We start from the raw sequence: 23147 nt of genomic DNA, 5'->3' as shown, positions 1-23147 counted from the left end.
ATATGGCTAAGATATGTGTAATTGGCAGCTGTTCAATGGATTTAGTAGTGACTTCGAATAAGCGGCCTCACGCGGGTGAGACTGTGCTTGGAGAACAATTCTCCACCGTTCCGGGCGGTAAGGGTGCGAACCAAGCCGTCGCTGCTGCCCGTCTAGGAGCAGAAGTTACGATGGTTGGTTGTGTAGGTGATGATTTCTATGGTACCGCTATCATGGATAATCTGAAAAAGAATCGCGTTTTTACCGCCAATGTGGAACCGGTTACACATGTCGAAAGTGGGACAGCTCACATCATTTTAGCGGAAGGCGATAACAGCATTATCGTTGTAAAAGGAGCCAATGATTTAGTTACTCCTGCATTGGTTGAACGGGCACTTGAGAATATTAAAGGCTCTGACATGGTATTAATCCAACAAGAAATTCCGGAAGAGACGGTGTCTTATGTAAGTGAGATTTGCTATAAATTCAATGTGCCTATGTTGCTTAACCCAGCACCTGCTCGGCCTATCAGTGAAACGATTATAAACAATGCCACCTATTTAACTCCCAATGAACATGAATGTGCAATATTATTTCCTGAGATGAGTACTGCTGAAGCTTTACGCAAATATCCCAATAAGTTATTTATAACCGAGGGCAGCAATGGTGTGCGTTATTACGATGGTAAACAGGAAGTTTTAGTTCCCACCTATAAAGTGAATGCTATAGATACCACTGGAGCAGGAGATACTTTTAATGCGGCATTTGCTGTTGCTCTAGCTGAAGGCAAGTCTATTCGAACTAGTGTAAAGTTTGCCAATCGCGCCGCTTCTTTATCCGTCACAAAATTTGGTGCCCAAGGTGGCATGCCAACAAGAGTAGAGGTGGAGGTGAGTCTTTAATTATGAAAAAACAAGGAATCTTAAACAGTCATATTTCCAAAGTGCTTACTGACTTAGGCCACACCGATACGATTGTCATTGCTGATATTGGATTACCCGTTCCATCTGGTGTTCCAAAGATTGATTTAGCGCTTAAATTGGGAGTTCCCAGCTTTCAAGAGATTGTCGAAATCATATCAGAGGATATGGTCATAGAGAAAGTTATCGTGGCAGAGGAATTAGCAGCAAAAAATAAAGACACTTCTGAATACTTGAATGACAAATTTAAGGAAATACCTATAGAGGCGATTTCACATGAACAATTTAAATTGTTAACCCAGCATGCGAAGGTCATCATTCGTACGGGGGAAGCTAAGCCGTATGCAAACTGTATTTTACAAGCCGGGGTCTATTTTTGATAAAAAGGGGGTTCAAAGCATATGCACATTACGATGAAGGATATTTATAAATCTTTTGGGGCTAACCGTGTGTTGACGGGTGTGGATTTTGAGCTGAAGGATGGTGAAGTTCATGCCCTAATGGGAGAGAATGGTGCAGGAAAGTCTACTCTGATGAACATTTTGATTGGACTGCATCAGCGTGATCAAGGAACCATTAGTATAGATGGTCAGGAAACATACTTTAACAATCCCAAAGAGGCTGAACGTTATGGGATCGCTTTTATCCATCAGGAGTTGAATGTGTGGCCGGATATGACAGTTCTAGATAATCTGTTTATTGGTAAGGAACGAACCTCCAAACTAGGGATCTTAAATATGAAAGAAATGAAAGCGTTAGCAAATGAACAGTTTCGTAAGCTCTCCGTAACGATTCCCTTAAATCAAGAGGCGGGGGAATGTTCGGTAGGGGAGAAACAGATGATTGAGATTGCAAAAGCGCTTATGACTCATGCAAAAGTTATCGTCATGGACGAACCGACAGCGGCATTAACCGAACGGGAAATCCAGAAATTGTTCGAAGTCATAACTTCCCTTAAAAAGGAAGGCGTCTCCATCGTGTATATTTCGCACCGGATGGAAGAGATTTTTACGATATGTGACCGAATAACGGTCATGCGAGATGGGAAAACAGTAGACACGAAGCCCATTCCAGAGACTAACTTCGATGATGTAGTTCGGAAGATGGTAGGGCGTGAATTAACCGACCGGTTTCCTGAGCGTACCTCCAAACCCGGAGAGGTTGTTCTTGAAGTTAAAAATGCCACGAAAAAAGGGCAATTTAAAGATGTTAATTTCTCCGTTCGTTCGGGTGAGATCTTAGGTTTCTCAGGATTAATGGGATCTGGACGAACAGAAATGATGAGAACCTTATTCGGATTGGAATCGTTAGACCGTGGTGAGATTATGGTGCGGGGAGAAAAGGTCACGATTCGAAATCCCAATGATGCGATGAAGGCGGGGATAGGATTCGTTACGGAGGACCGTAAAGATGAAGGGTTAGTGCTTGATTTCTCTATTCGAGACAATATGGTGCTTACAAATTTATATAGCTTCGCTCCTAAGGGTGTAATCATTGATAAAAAAGAACAAGAATTTGTAGACATACTTATCAAGCGGCTGCACATCAAGACACAGTCTTCCTCCACTTTAGTCCGGAATTTATCCGGGGGGAATCAACAAAAGGTGGTCATCGCCAAATGGATTGGGATCGGCTTAAGTGTGCTTATCCTCGATGAACCTACCCGTGGAGTGGACGTAGGAGCTAAACGGGAGATCTATCAGCTCATGAACGAATTAACGGAACGTGGAGTCGCCATAATCATGGTATCGTCAGAGCTTCCTGAAGTCTTAGGAATGAGCGACCGGATCGTAGTGGTTCATGAAGGGGAAATTAGTGGAGAGCTATCACAACAAGAAGCTACGCAAGAAAAAATCATGACGTTAGCTACAGGGGGGCAATAGTAATGACAACTATCAAAGGTGAGAGAGAAAATAAAGGTTTTCAAATCGGGCAAATTACACAGAAGCTAGGTCCATTACTAGGGCTGATTATTCTAATTGTTATCGTTACGGTGTTGAACCCAAGCTTTATGGAGCCCCTTAATATCCTGAACTTGCTTAGACAAGTTGCCATAAATGCGCTTATCGCTTTTGGGATGACCTTTGTTATTCTAACGGGTGGTATCGATTTATCGGTGGGTTCTATTCTAGCCCTATCCAGTGCCTTCACCGCTAACCTGATGTTGTCTGGTTGGGATCCTGTCTTAGCCATTATTGTAGGTTGTTTAGCGGGTGGCGTGATGGGGATGGTTAACGGACTGATGATTACAAAAGGTAAAATGGCGCCATTTATCGCTACGTTGGCGACCATGACGATTTTCCGGGGATTAACACTTGTATACACAGACGGAAATCCGATCACAGGTCTCGGAGACAGCATGACCTTCCAATTGTTTGGCCGTGGATATTTACTGGGAATACCTGTACCTGCTATAACAATGATCATCGTCTTCGCAGTCTTATGGGTTGTATTGCACAAAACTCCATTTGGTCGTAAAACCTATGCCATTGGTGGTAATGAAAAAGCATCTATTATTTCAGGGATTAAAGTCGACCGCATTAAAATAATGATCTATTCATTGACCGGTATGTTGTCCGCATTGGCAGGAGCGATCCTGACTTCCAGATTGAACTCAGCGCAACCCACAGCAGGCACATCTTATGAGTTGGATGCTATCGCAGCTGTAGTATTAGGCGGTACGAGCTTAACTGGTGGTCGTGGACGTATCGTGGGCACATTGATTGGTGCATTGATTATCGGGATTTTGAACAATGGATTGAACTTGCTCGGCGTATCCTCTTTTTACCAAATGGTGGTCAAAGGGATCGTTATTGCTATTGCCGTACTCATAGACCGTAAGAAAGCCGTATAAGGGGGATTCCAACATGAAAAAGTTAACTTTGATTCTTACTTCCTTACTATTAATTCTCATGACAGGTTGTTCCTTGGAGCCTCCAGAGTGGGCTAAGCCTCGCAGTGGTGGAAGCATGGAGAATATGAAGATTGGATTATCCATATCTACTTTAAATAACCCCTTCTTTGTATCCGTTAAAGATGGTGTTTTGGCCGAGGCTAAGAAGCAAGGCTTGGAAGTCCTTGTCATTGATGCCCAAAATGATTCTGCTAAACAAAGTAATGACGTCGAAGATTTGATGCAAAAAGGTGTGAATGCGTTATTGATCAATCCAGTGGATTCATCAGCGATCTCGACAGTAGTGCAAACAGCTAACAGTTTAAATATTCCCGTCGTTACGTTGGACCGTTCCGCAGATCAAGGGGATATCAAAGCTCTTGTTGCCTCTGATAATGTAAAGGGTGGCTCTATGGCGGCACAATATATTGTAGAGCAGCTTGGGAAAGGTGCAAAGGTCATCGAGCTAGAAGGATCCCCAGGAGCTTCAGCGACTCGGGAACGCGGTAAGGGATTCCATGAGATTGCGGACAGCCAGCTAGAGGTCATTGCTAAGCAAACAGCTGATTTCGACCGCACGAAAGGCCTGACCGTTATGGAGAACCTTCTACAAGGAAATCCTGGCGTACAAGCAGTTTTCGCTCATAATGATGAAATGGCGCTAGGTGCTATTGAAGCCATTCAAAGTTCAGGCAAGAATATCCCTGTGATTGGTTTTGATGGAAATGAAGATGCACTTAAATCCATCGAAGCTGGTAAATTAACAGGAACCGTTGCGCAGCAGCCTGAATTAATTGGCCAACTAGCCATTCAAGCCGCTAAGGATGTATTAGAAGGCAAAACCGTAGAGAAGCTGATTGCGGCACCGCTTAAACTAGTTGTTAAAGAGTCAAAATAATAACCATTATAGAAAAAGACTGCGCTCACCGATTTGGTGAGCACAGTCTTTTTTGCTATACATTGCAGCTTATTCTTCAATAACTCTATCCGGTAGCTGTGTAACATAGCTGTCTGACAAATGGAGCAGCTGTAAGGCACGCTCGAATTCGTCTTCTGTGGATTGCAGAGGTTGGTTGCCGTTACCAGATAAAGTATAATGCTGGCCATCCTCGAAGCCACTGCCGGATAAGAAGAGCTCTTCGTTATTTACGAAAGATCCTGTAGGCAAGTAATACCGTTGTGGTAGTAAGTTATAAGTTGATTGATTCAAGAGATCTTGTCCGAAATGAATATGATCTGCAAGAGAGACACCCAATAAATTAGATACGGTAGGTAAAATATCCACTTGCCCGCCTAGTTGTTCTTTTACACTAGGAGTTGTAATCCCTGTCGCTGACATGATCAACGGAATATTAATCAATTCACGTTCCGAATATTCATGGCCGAGAATCTCTTCCAGTAGGAGATGATCATCCTCTTTTAGAGAGAAGATAGGCAGTCCACGATGATCCCCGTACAATACGATCAAGCTGTTATCCCACACACCGTTTTGTTTGAGCTCATCGATAAAAAGTCCCAGCGCATAATCAGCATAATTCTGAGCCCGAATATAATCGCCAACAAGCGTTCCTTCGAATCGCTCTGGAAGTGTCATTTTGTATTTATCCTCTGGGATGGAGAACGGATTATGAGATGACATCGAAATTACATGGGAGTAGAAAGGTTGCTCATTCTGATCCATTCTTGCCAGCTCTGCAGCTGTTTTTTCATACAAAACTTCATCAGAAGCGCCATAGAATACAGTGTCTTCTTCCCCGAAGTAAGTTTTATCATAATAACGATTGAATCCCAAAGCACTATAAAGCTCACCACGGTTCCAAAAGTCGACTTCGTTCGTATGGAATGTTGCCGTATCGTAACCTTGTGCTTGCAACAGCTTGGGTAAGCTTGGTAGCTCTTTAGGAGCGTACATTTGGGTAGCTGGACCATCAGGGGGTACATAAAAAGAAGTGTTCACAATAAACTCTGCATCTGAAGTGTTGCCTTGTCCAACCTGCTGGTAGAAACGCGGGAAGTAGAAGCTGCTGGCGGCAAGCTTGTTCATATTTGGTGTGATTTCTTGTCCATCAATCTTTAGATTGATTAAGAAGTTCTGGAAAGACTCCATTTGCAGAATGATTAGATTTTTTCCTTTGGCGGCTCCAAATAAAACCGGATTAGAGCTAGCTTGAATTCCTTTAGTTTTATCAATAGTGGATTGCGTAATCTCAGAAACGTCAATTTGTTCTTCCTCTTGATCAGCTAGCAGAGAGTAGGCTTCATAATTAAGAATGCCCATTTGTTCCGCTTTAATCGTTTCGTTCATACTGGCACGGTTTGGAAAAATATTCATTGCACAAATGATGATGGAAATACAGAACAGGACTGCCACCGCTTTACGGTTACTTTTGCGCGACATAGCTTTTTTCCAATCCAGCGCTTTCTGTTTTCTAAACATCACCAAGCTGATGACAATGATATCCACAAAGATAAGCATATATTGAGGACGAAGGACCGAAAATATACTTTTCTTTACGGCTCCCACTTGTTTGACCTGATCTAATACTTGCGAAGTAGCAATGATGCCAAAATGATTATGATATACAATTAATGAGAAAAATAGAGTAGTAATCAATACATTGACAAGCATGTAAATTGCAATTTTTCGTTTCGTAGCGAACCATTCAATCAAGCAAAAGACTAGAAGTACAAAAGGGATTTCTTTAAGCCAAGTGGTCCAAGTAGGGCCATCTTCAAATAGAAAGTACCAGGCAAAATAGCTTTTTACAAGCATAATGAGAGAGAAGAATAGCAGAGATCTTTTACTAAGTGTACGAGGTTCTTTAAACGGCATTGCTTATGCCCATCCTTTTCTTTTTAGATTAGTTCATTCTATTACATTGAAGCGTTTAAAATCAACTAGATTTGGGTATGTCTGAGTGAAATTTTCCTGAATATTACAGTTTAGGTGGATTGAATAGTTCACGATATATAAAAATTTTTTATGAAGATGAACTTTTTACAGTGCTCCTGACTCATATAGGGGAGAGAGGTGAAGGCATGGATGTTGTTCGATTGGTGAAAAAAGCTAAAAAGGGAAATAAAGAAGTTTTGCTGCAATTAATCATGTATGAAAAAGATATTTTTTATAGGCTTGCGTACAGCTATATGGGAAATGCGCATGATGCTATGGATGCCATGGAGGAAATGATAGTTACGTTATACGAGAAGATTGACCGACTTAAGAAAGAGGAGTCTTTTTACAGCTGGAGTAAGACGATTTTGGTAAACGGCTGTAAAAGGCAACTTCATAAGCGAAGCAAGCTGGTGTTATTAGAGGACTGGAGCATCACTGACGAGAAGGAAAAAGCCGATGTTACATCAGGCGATCCTTATCATAAAAGTGAACAGCAAATGGATATGCAGGCGTTATTGTTACATGTGAACGAGCAGCAAAGAGAAGCAATTCAATTGAAATATTTTCATGATCTCGATTATCAAACGATAGCTGAGATCACACAGGTCTCGATCGGAACTGTTAAATCAAGGATCTACAATGGATTACAAACGCTGAAAAATCATTACAGAGGTGATGTTGATGAACAATAACGTCGAACAACGATTAGTGGATGAGAAGAGGAACTTAGAGTCCATAACTGCACCTGAGGGTTTAGAAATGAGATTAAGAAATGCTTTAGACTCGGCACCTCCAAAAAGAATAAAAAGAAAAAGCTCGCCCCTCTGGAAGATTGCAGCCGTCATTATATTAGTGATAGTAGTTTCTGGAAACAGCTATAATGCCTTCGCTTATTATGGAAAAAAGTTATTTGGTTTTGATGAGGTGTTAGAGGGAACTTTACAACAACTCAATGAACAAGGAATGGGACAAAGCATAGACAAAAAGACGACGTTAGCAGATGGAACAGAACTTACGATTAACGGAATTATGGCAGATGCCAATCAATTTATTGTGTATTACACGTTAAACAATCCTAAGGGACTAGAGGAGACGGGAGATCATTTTAGTCCTTCAAAAATAGAAGGGTTTCTCACGAATTCCAACATAAGAAGCGGCGTATCTTTAATCAACGACGAACATACAGAAATAAAAGGCACGATGACATTTGATAGCGTAAGCCCATTCTCGAAAAAACTAACACTTCATTACTGGGGACCTCCACAGAAAGGGCAGATGAGTGAAGGGAGCATAACGTTTTCTTATAATCCAAATCAAGCGATGGTGACTCAGATCAAACAGTCGATTAATAAAAAGGTCAAAGCCGACAAAGGATCAATTACCTTCAAGTCGATCACGGCCACACCCACCATGACTGTGATTAAAGGGAGTATGAATGTCGAGAATTTCGATCGAATAAGATTAGGGTTAGAAGGCATTCAATTAATTGCCAATGGAAAGCCTGTAGAAATATTAGGTAGTAGCAATAAAACCTCGCTGGGTGGGAGATCATTTGATATTCGTTATGACACCTTGCCAAAAGAATTACATTCATTGCAGCTGGTTGTTAAAGAGTTTGTTGGATATCAGAAGCTGGAAGAGAAGTATCCTCTAAATGCTGATAGTAATGAGCCGATTCTACTGGGGGATAAAGAATTATGGATTAAAGATGTGACCAAGACCGCTCAAGGGATTGAAGTAACTATTGCTACAGATGAGGATGTAATGCTGGATGGTGTGTCTATAGAAAATGCTAACGAAAACACGGCTTTAAAAACAACAATTAATCAAAAAGAGTCAGAACAAACGAACGGTAAACTCATGAAGGAACGCACCTTATTATTTGATACACAAACGAAACCTGAAAGTATTCTGATAGAAGGAATACATTATATGAAGGAATATAACAAGGTCATTGAGATTCCTGTGGATTAAAAAGAAGTGCCATATCCATAATTTATGAAATATAGTAAGCTATAATAGTCTGAGAAAGTGAGGGGGTTATGGAAAATATAGGTGCTTATAAGGTGAGTCGTCCGTCGTTAATGTCGCTTCTGTTTTCTATGATTTTTTCAAGTGGCATACTATTGTTAAATACCAGAAATAATACGGAGTTTAAAGTATTACTTTATTTTGGTTATATATGGTCGACCTTCTGTCTGATTGTTGTAATCATATTGCTCTATAGGATCATTACGATTAGAAAGTTCATTGAGGTTCGGATTCTTCCGGACTCTATAATAGTAGAAAACAAAGAAATTCAAGCGAATCAAATTGAGAATATTTATGTAAAGGGCTATTTCATACCCGTAATAGGCATTAAACCTGTAGATCACAAATTTCCTCCCTATAGATTATGTTTTAGTTTTCTTGACGAAGAATACAAGGGAATGAAAGAACTAACCGCATGGGCCGAAAGTAATCAGATTAAACTATCTAAAAAAAGATTTATGAGATGGCTTTAACTGGGCTCTTACCAGTCCACCATACCGCGCTATATGCGCATTGGGAAAGGATGGGTGTCCCAAAAGCCGAAAATGGCTGCTGGGGCACCTCATTTTTTGCTCCATCATCGTCCCCCAAACGTCGCTCGTTTCCTCCATCCGCGAATCCTGAAACTTCGTTTGCTTCCTCCATCATCAAGAACCCTCTACTTTTGTCACCTCCGCTATCCCCCAAAAAAAACTACACTTTCTTCGATCACATTTGCACATCCGTAAGCATCTATCGGACTCAGATGACCCTTAGACGCGTCATATCCCACTTTTGGAATTCTAACGGACCGCATAGTCGCTATTGGCCTGAAAAACACCCCGAAAGCAGCCTTTTCAGGGGAATAACTGCACTGGAGTCCGAAACCTTGCTCCAAAGCCGAAATGTTCGCAAATAACGTCATCTGGGTCCGAAAGTAGCCATCTTCCATCATCGAATCCCCAAACCTCGTTCGCTTCCTCTATCCACGAATCCTCATACTTCGTTTGCTACTGCTATCACTGATTTCCAAATCCCGCTGACTTTCTCCATCGTAGACCCGCAAATCTCGCCGATCTATTCTCCATCACCGATTTCTCAAAGTTGGCTCACTTCCACTATCATCACCTTTAAGCCACGCTTTCTTGGATCGAATTTGCGCGCCCGGAAGCATAAATCGGACTCAGATGACCCTTAGACGCGTCATATCTCACTTTTTGAATCCTAACGGACCGCATAGCCGTTATTGGCCTGAAAAACACCCCGAAAGCAGCCTTTTCGGGGGAATAACTGCACTGGAGTCCGAAACCTTGCTCCAAAGCCGAAATCTTCGCAAATAACGTCATCTGGGTCCGAAAAGTAACCGTCATCCATCATCGAACTCCAAACCTCGCTCCCTCTATCCCCGAATCCTCAAACTTCGTTTGCTACCGCTATCACCGATTTCTCAAAGTTGGCTTACTTCCGCTATCATCACCTTTAAGCCACACTTTCTTCGATCACGTTTGCGCGCCCGGAAGCATCTATCGGACTCAGATGACCCTTAGACGCGTCATATCTCACTTTTGGAACCCTAACGGACCGTATAGTCGCTATTGGCCTGAAAAACACCCCGAAAGCAGCCTTTTCGGGGGAATAACTGCACTGGAGTCCCAAACTTTGCTCCAAAGCCGAAATCTTCGCAAATAACGTCAACTGGGTCCGAAAGTAACCGTCATCCATCATCGAATCCCCAAAACCTCGTTCGCTTCCCCTTTTGGAGTTCTGACTGCCGCATAGAGACTGATTACGCCAATACGCGAATAGGTAGAATGAATGGTAAATCCTTAGTTTTTTTGTTGCAAATACAACAATTATGTTATACTATTTTCCTGTCACATCTGCATAACACCATATAATTAGAGCTCGAAATAAGAGTTTATTTGTAAATTGATATTTTAAAAGGAGAAAACAATATGGCTATCAATATAAAAAAGTGCACGGTCGAAGATCTAGGTTCACTTCAAGGAATTAGTGTTGAAACATTTAATGAGACATTTAGTAATCAAAATTCACCTGAAAATATGAAGGCCTACCTGGATAGAGCATTTAACTTAAAACAATTAGAAAAAGAATTGTCGGATAGCTCATCAGAATTCTATTTTATTTATTTTAATGAAGAAATCGCTGGGTATTTAAAGGTAAACACCGAGGATGCTCAATCTGAAGTAATGGGTAATGATTCACTTGAAGTCGAGAGGATCTATATTAGAAAAAAATTTCATAAACAGGGGCTTGGGAAATATCTAATAAATAAAGCTATAGAAATAGCGGTACAATGTAATAAAGAGAAGATTTGGTTAGGGGTTTGGGAAAAAAATAAAAACGCTATTAGCTTTTATGAAAAAATGAGGTTTGTTCATACAGGAACTCATTCTTTTTATATGGGTGAAGAAGAACAAATAGATTTTATTATGACAAAACAACTATAACATTTGTCTAAAATGATGTTAACTAAGAGGAACGATAGGAGGCTTAGAATGAAGCAACTTTATATAAAACAAAAGGTATTCAGTCTAAGTGGTAAATTCACGGTAAAGAATCAGCAGGAGCAAGATGTCTATTACGTAGAGGGCAGTTTTATGCAAATTCCCAAGACATTCTCCATCATGAATACAACAAGAGATGAAGTCGCACTTATTACGAAAAAAGTGTTCAGTTTTTTACCAAAGTTTTTTGTAGAAGTAGATGGTCGAGAGGTATTGACGATTAAGAAGGAGTTTTCTTTCTTTAAAGCACGTTATACGATTGATGCGGCTGACATTGAGGTACATGGTAATTGGTGGGACATGGATTTTCAGGTTTTACAGCATGGTGTAGTCATCGGTAAAGTGGACAAGGAATGGTTCACTTGGGGGGATAGCTATAAGGTTCAAATATTGAAGGATGAGATGGAGACGCTCATGATTGCATTCGTTGTCGCTATTGATTGTGTGAAGGCTGACCAGGCATCTACATCACATCAGTGAAGATTCCATATTAAAGTTAAGAACTTAGTAAAGTGATGTGGACGGAATAAATTCTGCAGGTAAAGCTGAGTGTAATTGGTCAGTTTATCTATGATGCGCTGAACGTACCATAAGTAGAGGCAAGTTAGGTTTCCGATAGTGCCTATGTTAGATCTTATTGTTGATTTTCATTTTTTGAAAAAACGCCTATTGCGCCCAAACGCTCTCTCCGCGAATGCATATGATGATTATGCCTACTCATGAAAGGAGCGATCACATATGGGATTTTTTCCAACACCGGGTGCCGGCGGGGGATTTCCAGGATTCCCAGGCGGACCTGGCGGACCTGGCGGACCTGGCATGCCGGGAGGACCAGGAGGACCAGGAGGACCAGGGGGACCAGGGTTTCCGGGTGGAACCCCCGGACAATTTCCGGGGGGTGCACCGGGAGGCGTTCAAGCGCCGACGGCTCCTCCACCGCAATTCGTGCCACAAATGTCGTCTACCACATTTGCCATTGATCCCGGCGGGATCAGACGCTGCCTGTTCCGCAACACATACATTTGGCTGAACAACGGCGAGCAATTCTGGTTCTTTCCGGTATTCGTCGGACGTAATTCTATTGCAGGGTTCAGATGGAATGGTTTTTTCTGGTCGTACTTCGGCATTGATTTGAATCGGATTAGCTCGTTCACGTGCTTCTAAGGCAGACAGCGATAGAGAACAGCCAGCAGGCTGTTCTCTATGTTGTGCAAATTATCGTGTCCCGGGAGTTGTGAATTTCTCAAAAGATACATAGTGAAGAATCGTTTCCCCTGACGCTAACGTTAATGCTGGATCAAAAAAGGGACTACTCTGCGAAGGATAGCCTTAAAGCTTGCCGTTACAGACAGCGCGTTGAGCCATCTCATAAATCACGGTAATGCGGAGGGATGGGCACGTTGGTGATCCATTGTGTTATGAATTCAATTAGTTTTTTTGCCGCTGGAGAGGCATTTTTAATGGAGGCAGCTGCAATACCAATAGAACGACAATACTCGCCTTCCAATGGGCGATAACATACATTGTCGGGGAGATGTGACAAAATCATTTCGGGGAGAATACTTAATCCTAAACCATTTTGTACCATGGCGATTATGGCATGATCATCTTCTAATTCATATTTGATCGTGGGTGTGAGTTTATTTTGCGAGAAAATTCGCTTTACATCGGTGTCACAACCCGCAATGGGCATGATAAAAGGTTCATCAATCAATTGCTCAAGGCGGATGGTTGATTGGCGTTCGAGAGGGTGATTTTGCCACATAATGCAGACCATCCTATCTTTTTGAAGAGGGACCACATGAAAAGCATCTCGAGTAGGCAGATTAACAAATCCCAAGTCAGCGGTTCCATCGGCAATCCATTCTTCTATTTCAGAGTAGTTACCATCAAGTAGTTTTATTTCAATATGTGGAAACTGATTTTGAAATTGTTTAATGATTTGAGGCATCCATTGGATCGATACACTAGAGAAAGTACCTATTTTCACAGTTCCGATTTCGACACCCTTTAATGCAGCTACTTCTTGATTGAGTTTTTCATTAAGGTGGAGGATTTCTCTGATATGTGGGATTAAACGTTCGCCATCGTTGGTTAACCGGATACCCGATCTGTTTCTTATGAGAAGACACAGTCCGAATTCAGCTTCTAAGCTAGAAAGCGCATGACTGATGGCTGATTGTGTTAAATTTAATATCTCTCCTGTTTTGGTAATGCTGCCGATCTCAACTACCTTACTGAAAATTTGATATTTTAAAAGATTCATAATGATTTCTCTCCTCAATAATGTATGAAAAAAATTCATTAAACTAACGATTAATATTCATTATTTTTATCTTAATTATAATAGTATAATCTGTTTTATATAAAAACATCTAGGATTAAAGGGGAGTTTGAGCGGAATGGTTCATGAATCAAACGGATCTTATTATGCAGTCATATTTTCAAGTCAACGTACGGAGGGGGATAACGGATATAACCTTATGGCTGAAAAAATGGAGCAGCTTGCGTCCGGGCAACCTGGGTTTTTAGGAGTGGAAAGTGTCAAGGATTCTTCAGGAGCGGGTATTACGATTTCTTATTGGGAGAGCTTAGAGGCGATTAGTAACTGGAAACAACATCAATCTCACAAAGTTGCTCAGGAGAAAGGTAAGAAAGAATGGTACCAAAATTACAAAGTGAAAATTTGTAAAGTTGAAAGAGAGTATTCTTGAGTGGTAAAATATTACTGCAAAGTAATTGGGAAACAATCCATTGAAGCGTACAACAACAATCATTTTATTTCAAAAGGATGCGAAGAAACTTATCCGAGAAAATAGAAGAGTCCGTTACTAATTAGATAAAATATAGATATGGGATGGTTTTTAGATGAACTATCAAATTAAAAGGGCGACCCTTGAAGAAAAAGAAATCCTCAACAACCTAATGCAATTTTATATGTATGATTTCTCCGAGTATATGGATTTGCACCTTGAAGAAAACGGAAAATTTAATGATTATCCTCTCAACGATTACTGGACAGAAGAATCGAATTTCCCATATCTGTTAACTCTGAATGGGAAAAATGCTGGATTCGTTTTAGTCAAAATAAAAAATAGAGATGATGATTTATACTTTTCCATTGCAGAGTTTTTTATTATAAAAAAGTATCGGAGAGTAGGATTAGGTAGACTAGTTGCAAAAGATATTTTTAATATACATAAGGGGCAATGGGAAGTTTACCAAATAGATAATAACGAGCCCGCACAACGCTTTTGGAAAAAGGTGATAGAGGAATACACTGGCGGAAAATTCACTGAACGAATTGAAGCAGGGAGAAAGACACAGGTGTTTGTTAATTGAGTTGAATCTTAAGCTAGGGTACAATAGATCAATAAAAAGCGGCAGTCGTGGACTTTATTTACTAGTCCAGGACTGCCGTTGTTTTTTTAGGGTCTACAGAAGTGATGTTATAGGTCAGTTGTCCGGGTATTTTTGAGTAGTATAAAATCACTTCTAATGTTAAAATTACCCAAAAAGTATTTTAGGAGGCTAAGACGGGAATTATGCTAAATATACAGCAGATTGTAGAACTTATTCCTCATCGGTATCCGTTTATTTTAGTGGACAGAATTATAGAGCTGGAGGAGAACAAAAGAGCAGTAGGTATTAAAAATGTATCCATTAATGAACCGTTTTTTAGCGGCCATTTTCCTGAGCATCCTGTTATGCCGGGTGTTTTAATTGTGGAGGCATTAGCCCAGGTAGGCGGAATCACAATGTGCAAAAACGAGAAGCTGATGGGCAAGATAGGGTTATTAGTTGGCATTGATAATGCCCGTTTTAAGCACCAAGTAACGCCTGGGGATCAGCTTCTTCTCGAATTCGAAGTCAATCGGATGAAAGGTGAAATTGTAAAAGGCAAAGGCACCGCAACAGTAAATAGTGAGCTTGTATGTGAAGCTGAGATTTCTTTTGCATTTGTGCAAAAAGGAGGTTCAAAATGAAAAGGATGCCCTTTGTACGACCAACCGAACATTACGATCTGCAAATTAAGGATATTGACGAGCAAATATGTGCATTGATCAAGCAACGAAAGAAAATCTCGAATAATAATCCAGGATTCCCACCGTTTGAATCTATCTCTAAATGGGCAGAAAATTATGAGCTCTATGAGGATTTTTTGAAAGCGGTATTTGGGACGTTGCTAAGTGAAGATCATTTTAAACCGATGGTTGAGCCAATTGATTTTAGAAAACATATTGCAGTTCTTAAATCAATTGAGAAAGATGGATTTTTTTATACACTGACCTCTATACGCCAATATAGTAATGCTAGTGTGGTCACCCTTAATATAGATTGGGACATAACAACTGAGCTTCCAACAAATTCTCATATCCATAGCTTTTTCGAGCTGTTTATAGGAGAAGAATATGATAGTCGAATGATGAATGGCGGAAGTTCAACCGGACAAGCTTCTTATAATTACGTAATTTCTCCACCGCTTTCTGACGATCCTTCAGGTGTTATATTAGAGTTCAGGGAACATGGTAAACCCTTCAAGAACAATGAGACAGGAAATCAAATTGTTTTTAGGCTGTAGTACTTATTTCTTCTCCGGAAAATATTGCTTATAGCTGTCTCCATTGCTATTATCAAAAGTGGAGATCCGAGCGAAGTTAGTTTGACTCCGCTCTATATCACAGTTAACGGATTTTTAGTGAAATAAAAACTGGCCATCCTGAGGGGATGGCTGTTTTCTGTGAAAGACAACTTAATGATTCATTTCCGAATGCGTTCCTTCCTCAGGAGATTTGCCTTCTGGTGGGATCCAAACGGGACGAATCGCAAAGGATAAAAGCAAAAGTAATGTTAATATAGAGGCTACGATTAAACCGAGTTTTCTAATCCTCGTAGGTGAAACTAATACTATAACAAAAATGACAAGGACAAACCCAACCGACGTTACAATTTCGATTACGGTTATGGGATGCAATGAAATCCTCTCCTTCTCTCAGATACAGAAAGGTGGCAGCTCTAGAATTATGAGCCCTTAAAAACTACGAAGGTACAGTTTACAATTTAGATATTCAGGAATACGAAAATTGATGACCCCAAACAGATTTCAGATGTCTGTATTTTTTTGCTAATTGTGGTTCTATAGTATGATTTTTTGGGATTATTTGAAAAATGGTTGAGAAATACATAGTGTATAGTCAATACTGTGACTTATAATGTTAGCTTAGGTAATGATCTAAAACTCTTAATATAACCTTGAATATATTCATTTACGCAGCAAAAGGCTGAAAGGAAGTCATCTCTTGTTTGAAACCCTACTTTTAAATTTTTTGTTTTTGCTTTTTCCAGTATTAACATTTCTAATATTCTTTGAGAATCGGGCCTATTCCTACAATAGATTGATTCTCGTTTTTATGTCTGCAGTGACCATGAGTCTCTGTATTGCAAAACCTATCAGACTTGAAATTGGCTATATTTTTGATTTAAGGTACATTCCGTTTATTATTGTGGCACTGTTTGGAGGATATAGGAACGTTCTTCCTCTATATATTATTTTGAATGCTTACAGATTCTATGTGGGTGGAGGTGGAGTATTTTATTCGTTTCTATTTGCGACAGCGATTCTGATTTTGGTGCCGTTATATAAAAATAGATTTTTAAAATTACCATCGAAGGGCCGTGTGATTGCGGCAAGTCTGATTGCTTTGCTAATTATGGGGGTTTATCTGTTAATTTTAGGTTTTGTTCAGGATTCCTTAGACAGGCAATTTTGGATTCTTTCATTAAATGCGTTGACAACTCATGTTGGGGTGATGAGTGTCATTATGATTTTGATTGAGAAGATTATCTCCAATATTAAAAATCGGGAACGGATTGTTCAATCGGAAAGATTAAATGTCGTCAGCGAGCTAGCGGCAAGCGTATCCCATGAAATCAGAAATCCACTTACAGTGACTAGTGGTTTTTTGCAGCTATTAAATAAATCTAAAACGATGACGCCAGAGGAAAAGGGCTTTGTAGAGTTATCTCTACAAGAGCTACAGCGAGCAGAAAAAATTGTAAGTGATTATCTCTCCTTTGCCAAGCCACAATCTGAAAACATGGTTTACTCCAATATGAAGGCAGAATCAGAATATACTAAAAATATCATAATGCCTTATGCCACTATGCACAAAGTAGATGTCCAATTTAGTTTTAATAATTCGTTAAATAAAAACTATGACCGAAACCAGATTCAGCAGTGTCTAATTAATTTATATAAAAATGGTATAGAAGCGATGAAGGAAACCGATGGCGGTACGCTATTTATCGATATATTTGAAAAAAAACAAAATATTATGATCAGTATCAAAGATAACGGAGTCGGCATGACTAAAGATGAAATATCGCGACTCGGTAAGCCGTATTATTCGACTAAAGCAGAAGGAACGGGGCTGGGTATGCTTATGGTCTACAGTACCGTCGATAAAGTGAAAGGAACTATTGAAGTCGATAGTGAAAAAGGCAAAGGGACAACGTTCCTTATAACTATCCCAACATAGGCAAGTTGCAGAGAGTATCTTTTGCTGTTTATACCCCACTAGGAGTGTGTAATACCTCTCATGAATGGATTTCGTGTAAAAAGGGTAACGAGCCTGTGCGAGTCCCATCTGGAGGTGCAGCAATGGAGATATTTGTATCTATAGGCGTCAAATTGGTCATCAGCTTTTTTGGTTTGTGGATCATTACCTTTATTACCGGCCGCAAGACGCTTAGTCAATTGACACCACTCGATTTTCTGTCTTCATTGATTTTAAGTGAAATTGTCGGCAATACGATATATGATGATGAGGTGAAGATCTGGCATCTGCTGTTTGCTCTTTTTATTTGGACCGCATTATCTTATCTGTTCGAAAAGGTGACCACCCATTTTGTGAAATTCGGGAACATGGCGGAAGGCCGGACAGTGCTGCTAATTGACGATGGCAAAGTGAATCAGGATTTGTTGGAGAAATACGATATTGAGTATACCCAACTGCTGTTCATGCTGAGGCAACAAAATATCTTCTCCCTAAGTGAAGTACGGTATGCTCTGCTTGAAACGAACGGCTCTCTATCGGTTATGCGCAAGTCTGAAGCTGAGCAGTCTTCTGCTTTTTCCATAACAGTTATTGATAAAGGCAGGGTACTGGAAGAGTCCATGCGGGGCAGATCGATGAACAAGGAGCAGATTCAGGAACGCGTCAGAGAGCAGGGTTATAATTGCATTGAGGATATTGCCTATGCTGAATATAAAGAAGACGGAACGCTCTATATCCTTCCCAAAAACAAACCATAAATCAACATGATAAGACGCTGGAGCCGAGTGGCTCAAGTGTCTTTATTTGAAATCAGGAGTGCCTAGTGAATAATAAATTTTAATGGAGGTAAGGATGATTAGTTTAGGATTATGGATCTTAACCGCTCTAATTGTGCTAGTTGTTGTAATGTTTCACGCAGGAGCATTATTAGATTTTATCCGGCCTAGTGTCCTACAAACTCAAATTTTTGGTCTTCACATTACATTGTTTGGAGTAGTTGTGATATTGGCCTATGAGGGTGGTCGCGGGATAGGCGTTTTTGTTGGATTAATTGGACTGTTTACGGGGATCTTGGGCTCTTTTAGAGATTCCTCTAAACCGGAGGATAAAAAGAATATCTGACAGCTTATATATTTACTAACTTTCGGAGGGGTATAACTTTATGGAGATTTCTTTATGTAAAGCAGACGCGAGCGACGCAGAGTTTATTCATGAAATGCAAGTCAAAGCCTTTATGCCATTGCTGGAGAAATATAAAGATTATGAAACCAGCCCAGCCAATGAATCTGTGGAACAAATCAGGGATCGAATTAATCAGTCTTTTGCAGATTATTATATGATTAAGTATTTTGATATTGCTGTGGGCGGTGTCCGTATCGTTAAAAAGGATAATAAAACTTATCGGGTCAGCATCATCTTTATCTTGCCAGAACATCATGGGAAGGGGATTGCCCAGCAGGTTTTTGCAATCATTGAACAGAGATATAAAGATGCAAAGAAATGGGAGCTGGATAGTATTATACAGGAGCAAAGAAATTGCTATTTATATGAAAAGTTAGGGTATAGAAGCACGGGGGAAACCAAAAAAATAAATGACAACTTAACATTAGTTTTTTATGAAAAACATATGAGTTAAAGCCTTAGGGTTATACTTAAAAAAAAGACAGCGGGCAGTTCATGTCCACTGTCTTTTTCACATACAAATCAATACACTCGAATACGCTTCACAAATAACGATATAATCAATCCAATACCTGCAATTGCTGCGATAAATAAGTAAGCATGTGTAATTCCAGCGGTTAATATTTCAGGCTGTGCAGCGGTTGGATGTGTGTTTGCGAATCGTGTTTGTCCGCTAGACATTAGCGTAACAGCGAACGTTGTACCAAGAGCACCTGCAATTTGCTGAAGTGTACTCATAACAGCAGCCCCATCCGGATAGTATTTCACGGGTAATTGATTTAACCCATTGGTTTGAGCGGGCATAATGACCATAGCTAATCCGATAAACATTGCGCAGTGTATTAAAATAAAGGTTAGGCTACTGGTTTCAGTAGAGTTTCTTGTAAATAGAAAACCAGCAATGGTTGCGATAAAAAATCCAAGCGGCAGCAATAATTTCGGACCGTATTTATCGAATACTCTACCCGTAACTGGAGCCATAGCCCCGTTAATAACACTGCCTGGAAGAAGTAGAGTACCAGCCATTGTGGCCGATAACAATAAACCTCCTTTTAAATATAAAGGTAATAAAATTGCAGAAGATAAAATGATCATCATTCCTAAAAAGAGCATTATAAGACCTATCGTAAACATGGGATATTTAAATACCCGTAAATTCAGCATTGGGGTTTCCAATTTAAATTGCCGTAATACAAACAAGATTAAGCTGATGAAACCAACAATAAGAGGCAGCAAAACAATGATTTCACTCAAAGAATGATCAGCAAAGTTACTAAAACCAAAGACGATTCCACCAAATCCAAAAGTAGAAAGCAAGATGGATAAAATATCTATTTTAGGTTTTGTGATGTTGGCTACATTTTTAATGAATGTTAATCCGAAACCTAATGTAAATAACAATAAAGGTAAGCTTATCCAAAAGATATACTCCCACCCAAAATGATCTACAATTAAACCAGATAGAGTAGGCCCAAGTGCCGGTGCACACATAATAACGAGCCCCATCATTCCCATGACAGTTCCGCGTTTATGTGCAGGAAAAATAATAAGAATAATATTGGTCATTAATGGAAGCAATAAGCCTGTCCCTAAGGCTTGCACTAATCTTGCAATTAATAATGAGGTGAAATTAGGCGAGAGGGCAGCAATTAATGTACCGACGATAGATAATAGCAAGGAAGCTGTGAATAATTGTCTAGTGGTAAACCATTGCATTAATAGGGCGGATATTGGAACGAGGATACCTAATACAAGTAAATATCCTGTGGTTAGCCACTGAACCGTTGAGGCGTTGATTGAAAATTCATCCATTAAATTTGTAAAAGCCATGTTTAAGGCGGTTTCACTAAATAGCCCGACGAATGCACCTAACATAAGCGAGAAGGCCATGAGGGCTGGACGTTTAACTTGAACAGTTGATGATGATTCCATAATAATGATGAACCTCTTTTCAGAATTTTGATTCGTATTATTTTTGCATGATAGATGATATATCAACTATAAGGGGGAGAGAAATGCTTTAAGCACTTCTTACATTATTCAGCACATGTGTTAGCAAAGTCTTTAACGTTGAGTAATCTGAAGCAGATAATCCTGACTCGATAATTTCGTTTAAATTGACCGTCACCTCATTTATAGTATTCTCTAATTTCCGTCCTTCTTCTGTTACATATACATTTACCGCTCGGCGATCTTGCGCACTTGTTACTTTGTGTATGTAACCTTTGCTCTCTAAGCTGGCGATCATTCGGGCAACACTGGCTTTGTCCTTACCAAGATTAGCAGCAATCTCGTTCTGAGATAGACCTTCTTTCTCAAGCATCAGAGCCATAAGTAGATGCTGTTCAGGTGCAAGTCGAAAAGGAGCAAGTAACTTTGTTAAATAATTTGCTATTTCTAAATGCAAATCTCGAATGACCAAACCTAAAGGTTCTCTTGAATCCATATGATCTCTCCTAATTGAAGAATAGATGATATATCAACGTTATTGATTTGTCTATATTAGCATAAAGTTATGTATGCTTGTCAAGTTAAAGAAAATGAATAGAGTCATAGGCTTAGATACAAGCGACAAAGTTATTTAATGCCCAATCACTTGATGATACATAGTCATATGCTGTTGTGAAATTGAAATTAAAAAAAGTAATTAGGGAGGGATTAAAATGGGATATAATTGTGTTGGGGGCGTTCAAGAACAAAAAAAGGCTCCAGTTTGTATTAATCCTTGGACATCAACGGGTACAATTCTTGTGCTTTACATTCTTCTCGTCATTATCCTTAAAACTTGTTGGATCTAGAATATATGCAAATTGACGCCCCAAAGTTTTTTTCTTCGGGGCGTTTCTTTGTTTTCTTTAGTTAGCTAATAGACAACGTTAAGGATTTTGGATAGACTTAACGGGAATAATCGGGTTGTGTCATAGAAATAGGCTGAGGATTGGCAAGTACCCATCGCACCGCCAGCTCGCATAATCTGGCCGGTTGCTCATTGCCAGCGATGTTGCGGAACCGTTTGGCGAGTGATGTTGCTTCTTGAAGAAGGACGGGCTCTAAAGGCGTTCCCGTGCTAAAATGCCGTATCAGTGCATCCAGCATTTTACGGTAATCGGCATCCCAGTTTCCTCCGCCATTATTAAGGATTTCATGAGACACCCGCCCTGTGATGCGGATAACCTCACCCTGCACCGTTGTCGCGTGTCCTGAAGCAGGGACGAGAAAATCCCACAGCTCTTGGTGCTGTGCGGGCCATGCGGTTGCCGTTACCTCGATAGGAGAGATTCCATCATGTCTCTGCAGTTTCGCTATAGGCTCGACATCAAATTGCCGGTACAGCTCCAGGAGAGCATTTGCAGTTTCATCCAGTCGATCTTTATTGTAATTTGTTCTGACGAATTCAAAATCCTTGCCGATACGCCGCACGGATTCCTTCATCTCCGGCGTGATTACTGCTCCTGCATCCAGCATAATTCGCGAGATTTCTGCCATGTGAACTATATCGATATTCCGGCATTGTAATAATCCTTTGGCGAGAGGTGTGTTTTTTCGGTTATTTTCTGCATGGACATTTGCGCCGCGTACCACCAGATCACGCACTACTTTTGTTTTGTAAGAAGCAGCTGCTGAGTGCAGCGGTGTCTCATTGTGGTAATCCAGAGCTTCCATATCTGCACCTAGTTCAAGGAGTAAGGGGACATTTCCGGACCAGGTTGCAGCCTGAGCATGAAGAGGGGTACGCTTATAGTTGTCGGCAGCGTTGATGTCAGCACCCTGCTCCACAAGCCAGGAAACCATCTCATCCGGTATTTGCCGGAAGCTGAGGGCGGTACCTTTGCTGTAACCCCCACGGGCATCCCATTCGCATAGCTCAAATACCTCTTTTAAGGCAGATATATCATTCGTTTTAACCAGCTCGGCAAAATTGGCGGGTAATGTTTTTTTCTTTTTGCCCATCTCATTTTTCCGCTCCTTTATTAATAGATAAATAGCAGATAACTTCTTGCAAGTTTATCATATAGGAGAATTGAACACTAATTCATGCAGGACGAAAAGGTTGAAGATATAAACGTAACTTTATTGGAAAAGAGTGGGATATGGTTTATATGGCGATCCCGAAATCATAGACTATTAGAAAATGAAAACATTAAGCTTGTGTCTTGGAAATATATTCGAGATTCACGTAGG

The 23147-nt window shown here is 40.2% G+C and carries 25 protein-coding genes; 20 read left to right on the top strand and 5 right to left on the bottom strand.

Annotated features, from left to right (window positions below; all coding sequences use genetic code 11):
- Window positions 1-2 precede the first annotated feature (2 nt).
- The 5 genes from rbsK to rbsB are packed head-to-tail and all read left to right on the top strand — an operon-like array spanning window position 3 to window position 4690.
- Window positions 3-881 (top strand): ribokinase, encoded by an 879-nt coding sequence (gene rbsK, locus MHB37_RS20690; RefSeq protein WP_076201458.1) that lies wholly within the window; start codon window positions 3-5, stop codon window positions 879-881.
- A 2-nt stretch (window positions 882-883) separates the two neighbouring features.
- Entirely contained in the window at window positions 884-1279 is a 396-nt protein-coding gene (gene rbsD, locus MHB37_RS20685) for a D-ribose pyranase (protein WP_076304873.1), read from the top strand.
- Between the two features lie 21 nt (window positions 1280-1300).
- Window positions 1301-2782 (top strand): sugar ABC transporter ATP-binding protein, encoded by a 1482-nt coding sequence (locus MHB37_RS20680; protein ID WP_076218180.1) that lies wholly within the window; start codon window positions 1301-1303, stop codon window positions 2780-2782.
- Window positions 2783-2784: 2 nt separating this feature from the next.
- Window positions 2785-3753 carry an ABC transporter permease subunit gene (locus MHB37_RS20675; RefSeq protein WP_076127362.1) on the top strand — a complete coding sequence of 323 codons (969 nt, stop codon included), beginning with the start codon at window positions 2785-2787 and terminating at the stop codon, window positions 3751-3753.
- A gap of 13 nt (window positions 3754-3766) precedes the next feature.
- The gene (gene rbsB / locus MHB37_RS20670; protein WP_076304874.1) at window positions 3767-4690 is read left to right on the top strand and encodes a ribose ABC transporter substrate-binding protein RbsB; all 924 of its coding nucleotides are present in this window, start codon (window positions 3767-3769) and stop codon (window positions 4688-4690) included.
- A gap of 69 nt (window positions 4691-4759) precedes the next feature.
- On the opposite strand, the gene MHB37_RS20665 is transcribed toward rbsB, so the two are convergent.
- Window positions 4760-6625, bottom strand: a complete 1866-nt coding sequence (locus MHB37_RS20665) for an LTA synthase family protein (protein WP_076218177.1) — start codon at window positions 6623-6625, stop codon at window positions 4760-4762.
- 206 nt (window positions 6626-6831) lie between these two features.
- On the opposite strand from MHB37_RS20665, the gene MHB37_RS20660 reads away from it, so the two are divergent.
- The 6 genes from MHB37_RS20660 (at window position 6832) to MHB37_RS20635 (ending at window position 12390) form a co-directional block, all read left to right on the top strand.
- Window positions 6832-7380 (top strand): sigma-70 family RNA polymerase sigma factor, encoded by a 549-nt coding sequence (locus MHB37_RS20660; protein WP_076307649.1) that lies wholly within the window; start codon window positions 6832-6834, stop codon window positions 7378-7380.
- A complete protein-coding gene (locus MHB37_RS20655; protein WP_340392330.1) occupies window positions 7370-8662 on the top strand; it encodes a DUF4179 domain-containing protein in 1293 nt (430 codons plus the stop codon). The genes MHB37_RS20660 and MHB37_RS20655 overlap by 11 nt, the downstream gene beginning before the upstream one ends.
- 68 nt (window positions 8663-8730) lie before the next feature.
- Window positions 8731-9192 (top strand): hypothetical protein, encoded by a 462-nt coding sequence (locus tag MHB37_RS20650; protein WP_405168441.1) that lies wholly within the window; start codon window positions 8731-8733, stop codon window positions 9190-9192.
- Window positions 9193-10653: 1461 nt separating this feature from the next.
- Window positions 10654-11169 carry a GNAT family N-acetyltransferase gene (locus MHB37_RS20645; RefSeq protein WP_340033299.1) on the top strand — a complete coding sequence of 172 codons (516 nt, stop codon included), beginning with the start codon at window positions 10654-10656 and terminating at the stop codon, window positions 11167-11169.
- A 48-nt stretch (window positions 11170-11217) separates the two neighbouring features.
- Window positions 11218-11706 carry an LURP-one-related family protein gene (locus MHB37_RS20640; RefSeq protein WP_341143283.1) on the top strand — a complete coding sequence of 163 codons (489 nt, stop codon included), beginning with the start codon at window positions 11218-11220 and terminating at the stop codon, window positions 11704-11706.
- Window positions 11707-11964: 258 nt separating this feature from the next.
- Window positions 11965-12390 (top strand): collagen-like protein, encoded by a 426-nt coding sequence (locus MHB37_RS20635; protein WP_340976449.1) that lies wholly within the window; start codon window positions 11965-11967, stop codon window positions 12388-12390.
- Window positions 12391-12592: 202 nt separating this feature from the next.
- On the opposite strand, the gene MHB37_RS20630 is transcribed toward MHB37_RS20635, so the two are convergent.
- Window positions 12593-13492 carry a LysR substrate-binding domain-containing protein gene (locus MHB37_RS20630; protein WP_341143282.1) on the bottom strand — a complete coding sequence of 300 codons (900 nt, stop codon included), beginning with the start codon at window positions 13490-13492 and terminating at the stop codon, window positions 12593-12595.
- Between the two features lie 136 nt (window positions 13493-13628).
- On the opposite strand from MHB37_RS20630, the gene MHB37_RS20625 reads away from it, so the two are divergent.
- From MHB37_RS20625 to MHB37_RS20590, 8 genes are all read left to right on the top strand, one after another.
- Window positions 13629-13940 carry an antibiotic biosynthesis monooxygenase family protein gene (locus MHB37_RS20625; protein ID WP_405169617.1) on the top strand — a complete coding sequence of 104 codons (312 nt, stop codon included), beginning with the start codon at window positions 13629-13631 and terminating at the stop codon, window positions 13938-13940.
- Between the two features lie 154 nt (window positions 13941-14094).
- On the top strand, window positions 14095-14568 hold the full coding sequence (locus tag MHB37_RS20620; protein WP_340392324.1) for a GNAT family N-acetyltransferase: 474 nt from the start codon (window positions 14095-14097) through the stop codon (window positions 14566-14568).
- Window positions 14569-14771: 203 nt separating this feature from the next.
- Window positions 14772-15212 carry a 3-hydroxyacyl-ACP dehydratase FabZ gene (fabZ, locus tag MHB37_RS20615; RefSeq protein ID WP_405168440.1) on the top strand — a complete coding sequence of 147 codons (441 nt, stop codon included), beginning with the start codon at window positions 14772-14774 and terminating at the stop codon, window positions 15210-15212.
- Complete coding sequence (locus MHB37_RS20610) at window positions 15209-15808, top strand: hypothetical protein (RefSeq protein WP_405168439.1); 600 nt, start codon at window positions 15209-15211, stop codon at window positions 15806-15808. The genes fabZ and MHB37_RS20610 overlap by 4 nt, the downstream gene beginning before the upstream one ends.
- A gap of 718 nt (window positions 15809-16526) precedes the next feature.
- The gene (locus MHB37_RS20605) at window positions 16527-17765 is read left to right on the top strand and encodes an ATP-binding protein (RefSeq protein ID WP_076127331.1); all 1239 of its coding nucleotides are present in this window, start codon (window positions 16527-16529) and stop codon (window positions 17763-17765) included.
- Between the two features lie 122 nt (window positions 17766-17887).
- Entirely contained in the window at window positions 17888-18541 is a 654-nt protein-coding gene (locus MHB37_RS20600; protein ID WP_076304880.1) for a DUF421 domain-containing protein, read from the top strand.
- Window positions 18542-18635: 94 nt separating this feature from the next.
- Window positions 18636-18905: a hypothetical protein gene (locus tag MHB37_RS20595; protein ID WP_248548548.1), complete on the top strand. Its 270-nt coding sequence runs from the start codon at window positions 18636-18638 to the stop codon at window positions 18903-18905.
- Between the two features lie 40 nt (window positions 18906-18945).
- Window positions 18946-19419, top strand: coding sequence for a GNAT family N-acetyltransferase (locus tag MHB37_RS20590; RefSeq protein WP_076301726.1), 474 nt, complete (start codon window positions 18946-18948; stop codon window positions 19417-19419).
- 68 nt (window positions 19420-19487) lie between these two features.
- Here MHB37_RS20590 and MHB37_RS20585 read toward each other — a convergent pair whose 3' ends face one another.
- Entirely contained in the window at window positions 19488-20906 is a 1419-nt protein-coding gene (locus tag MHB37_RS20585) for an MDR family MFS transporter (RefSeq protein WP_370510795.1), read from the bottom strand.
- Between the two features lie 79 nt (window positions 20907-20985).
- Window positions 20986-21411: a MarR family winged helix-turn-helix transcriptional regulator gene (locus MHB37_RS20580; protein WP_076183004.1), complete on the bottom strand. Its 426-nt coding sequence runs from the start codon at window positions 21409-21411 to the stop codon at window positions 20986-20988.
- 271 nt (window positions 21412-21682) lie between these two features.
- On the opposite strand from MHB37_RS20580, the gene MHB37_RS20575 reads away from it, so the two are divergent.
- Window positions 21683-21763, top strand: a complete 81-nt coding sequence (locus MHB37_RS20575) for a YjcZ family sporulation protein (protein WP_232061537.1) — start codon at window positions 21683-21685, stop codon at window positions 21761-21763.
- 97 nt (window positions 21764-21860) lie between these two features.
- On the opposite strand, the gene MHB37_RS20570 is transcribed toward MHB37_RS20575, so the two are convergent.
- Complete coding sequence (locus MHB37_RS20570; protein ID WP_405168438.1) at window positions 21861-22916, bottom strand: ankyrin repeat domain-containing protein; 1056 nt, start codon at window positions 22914-22916, stop codon at window positions 21861-21863.
- Window positions 22917-23147 lie beyond the last annotated feature (231 nt).

Origin of the sequence: Paenibacillus sp. FSL H3-0286 (assembly GCF_045040705.1) — a bacterium.
GTDB classification, from domain to species: Bacteria; Bacillota; Bacilli; order Paenibacillales; family Paenibacillaceae; genus Paenibacillus_AQ; species Paenibacillus_AQ odorifer.
Note: the sequence above shows the minus strand (reverse complement) of the source record. Positions and strands in the feature narration are given on the sequence as shown.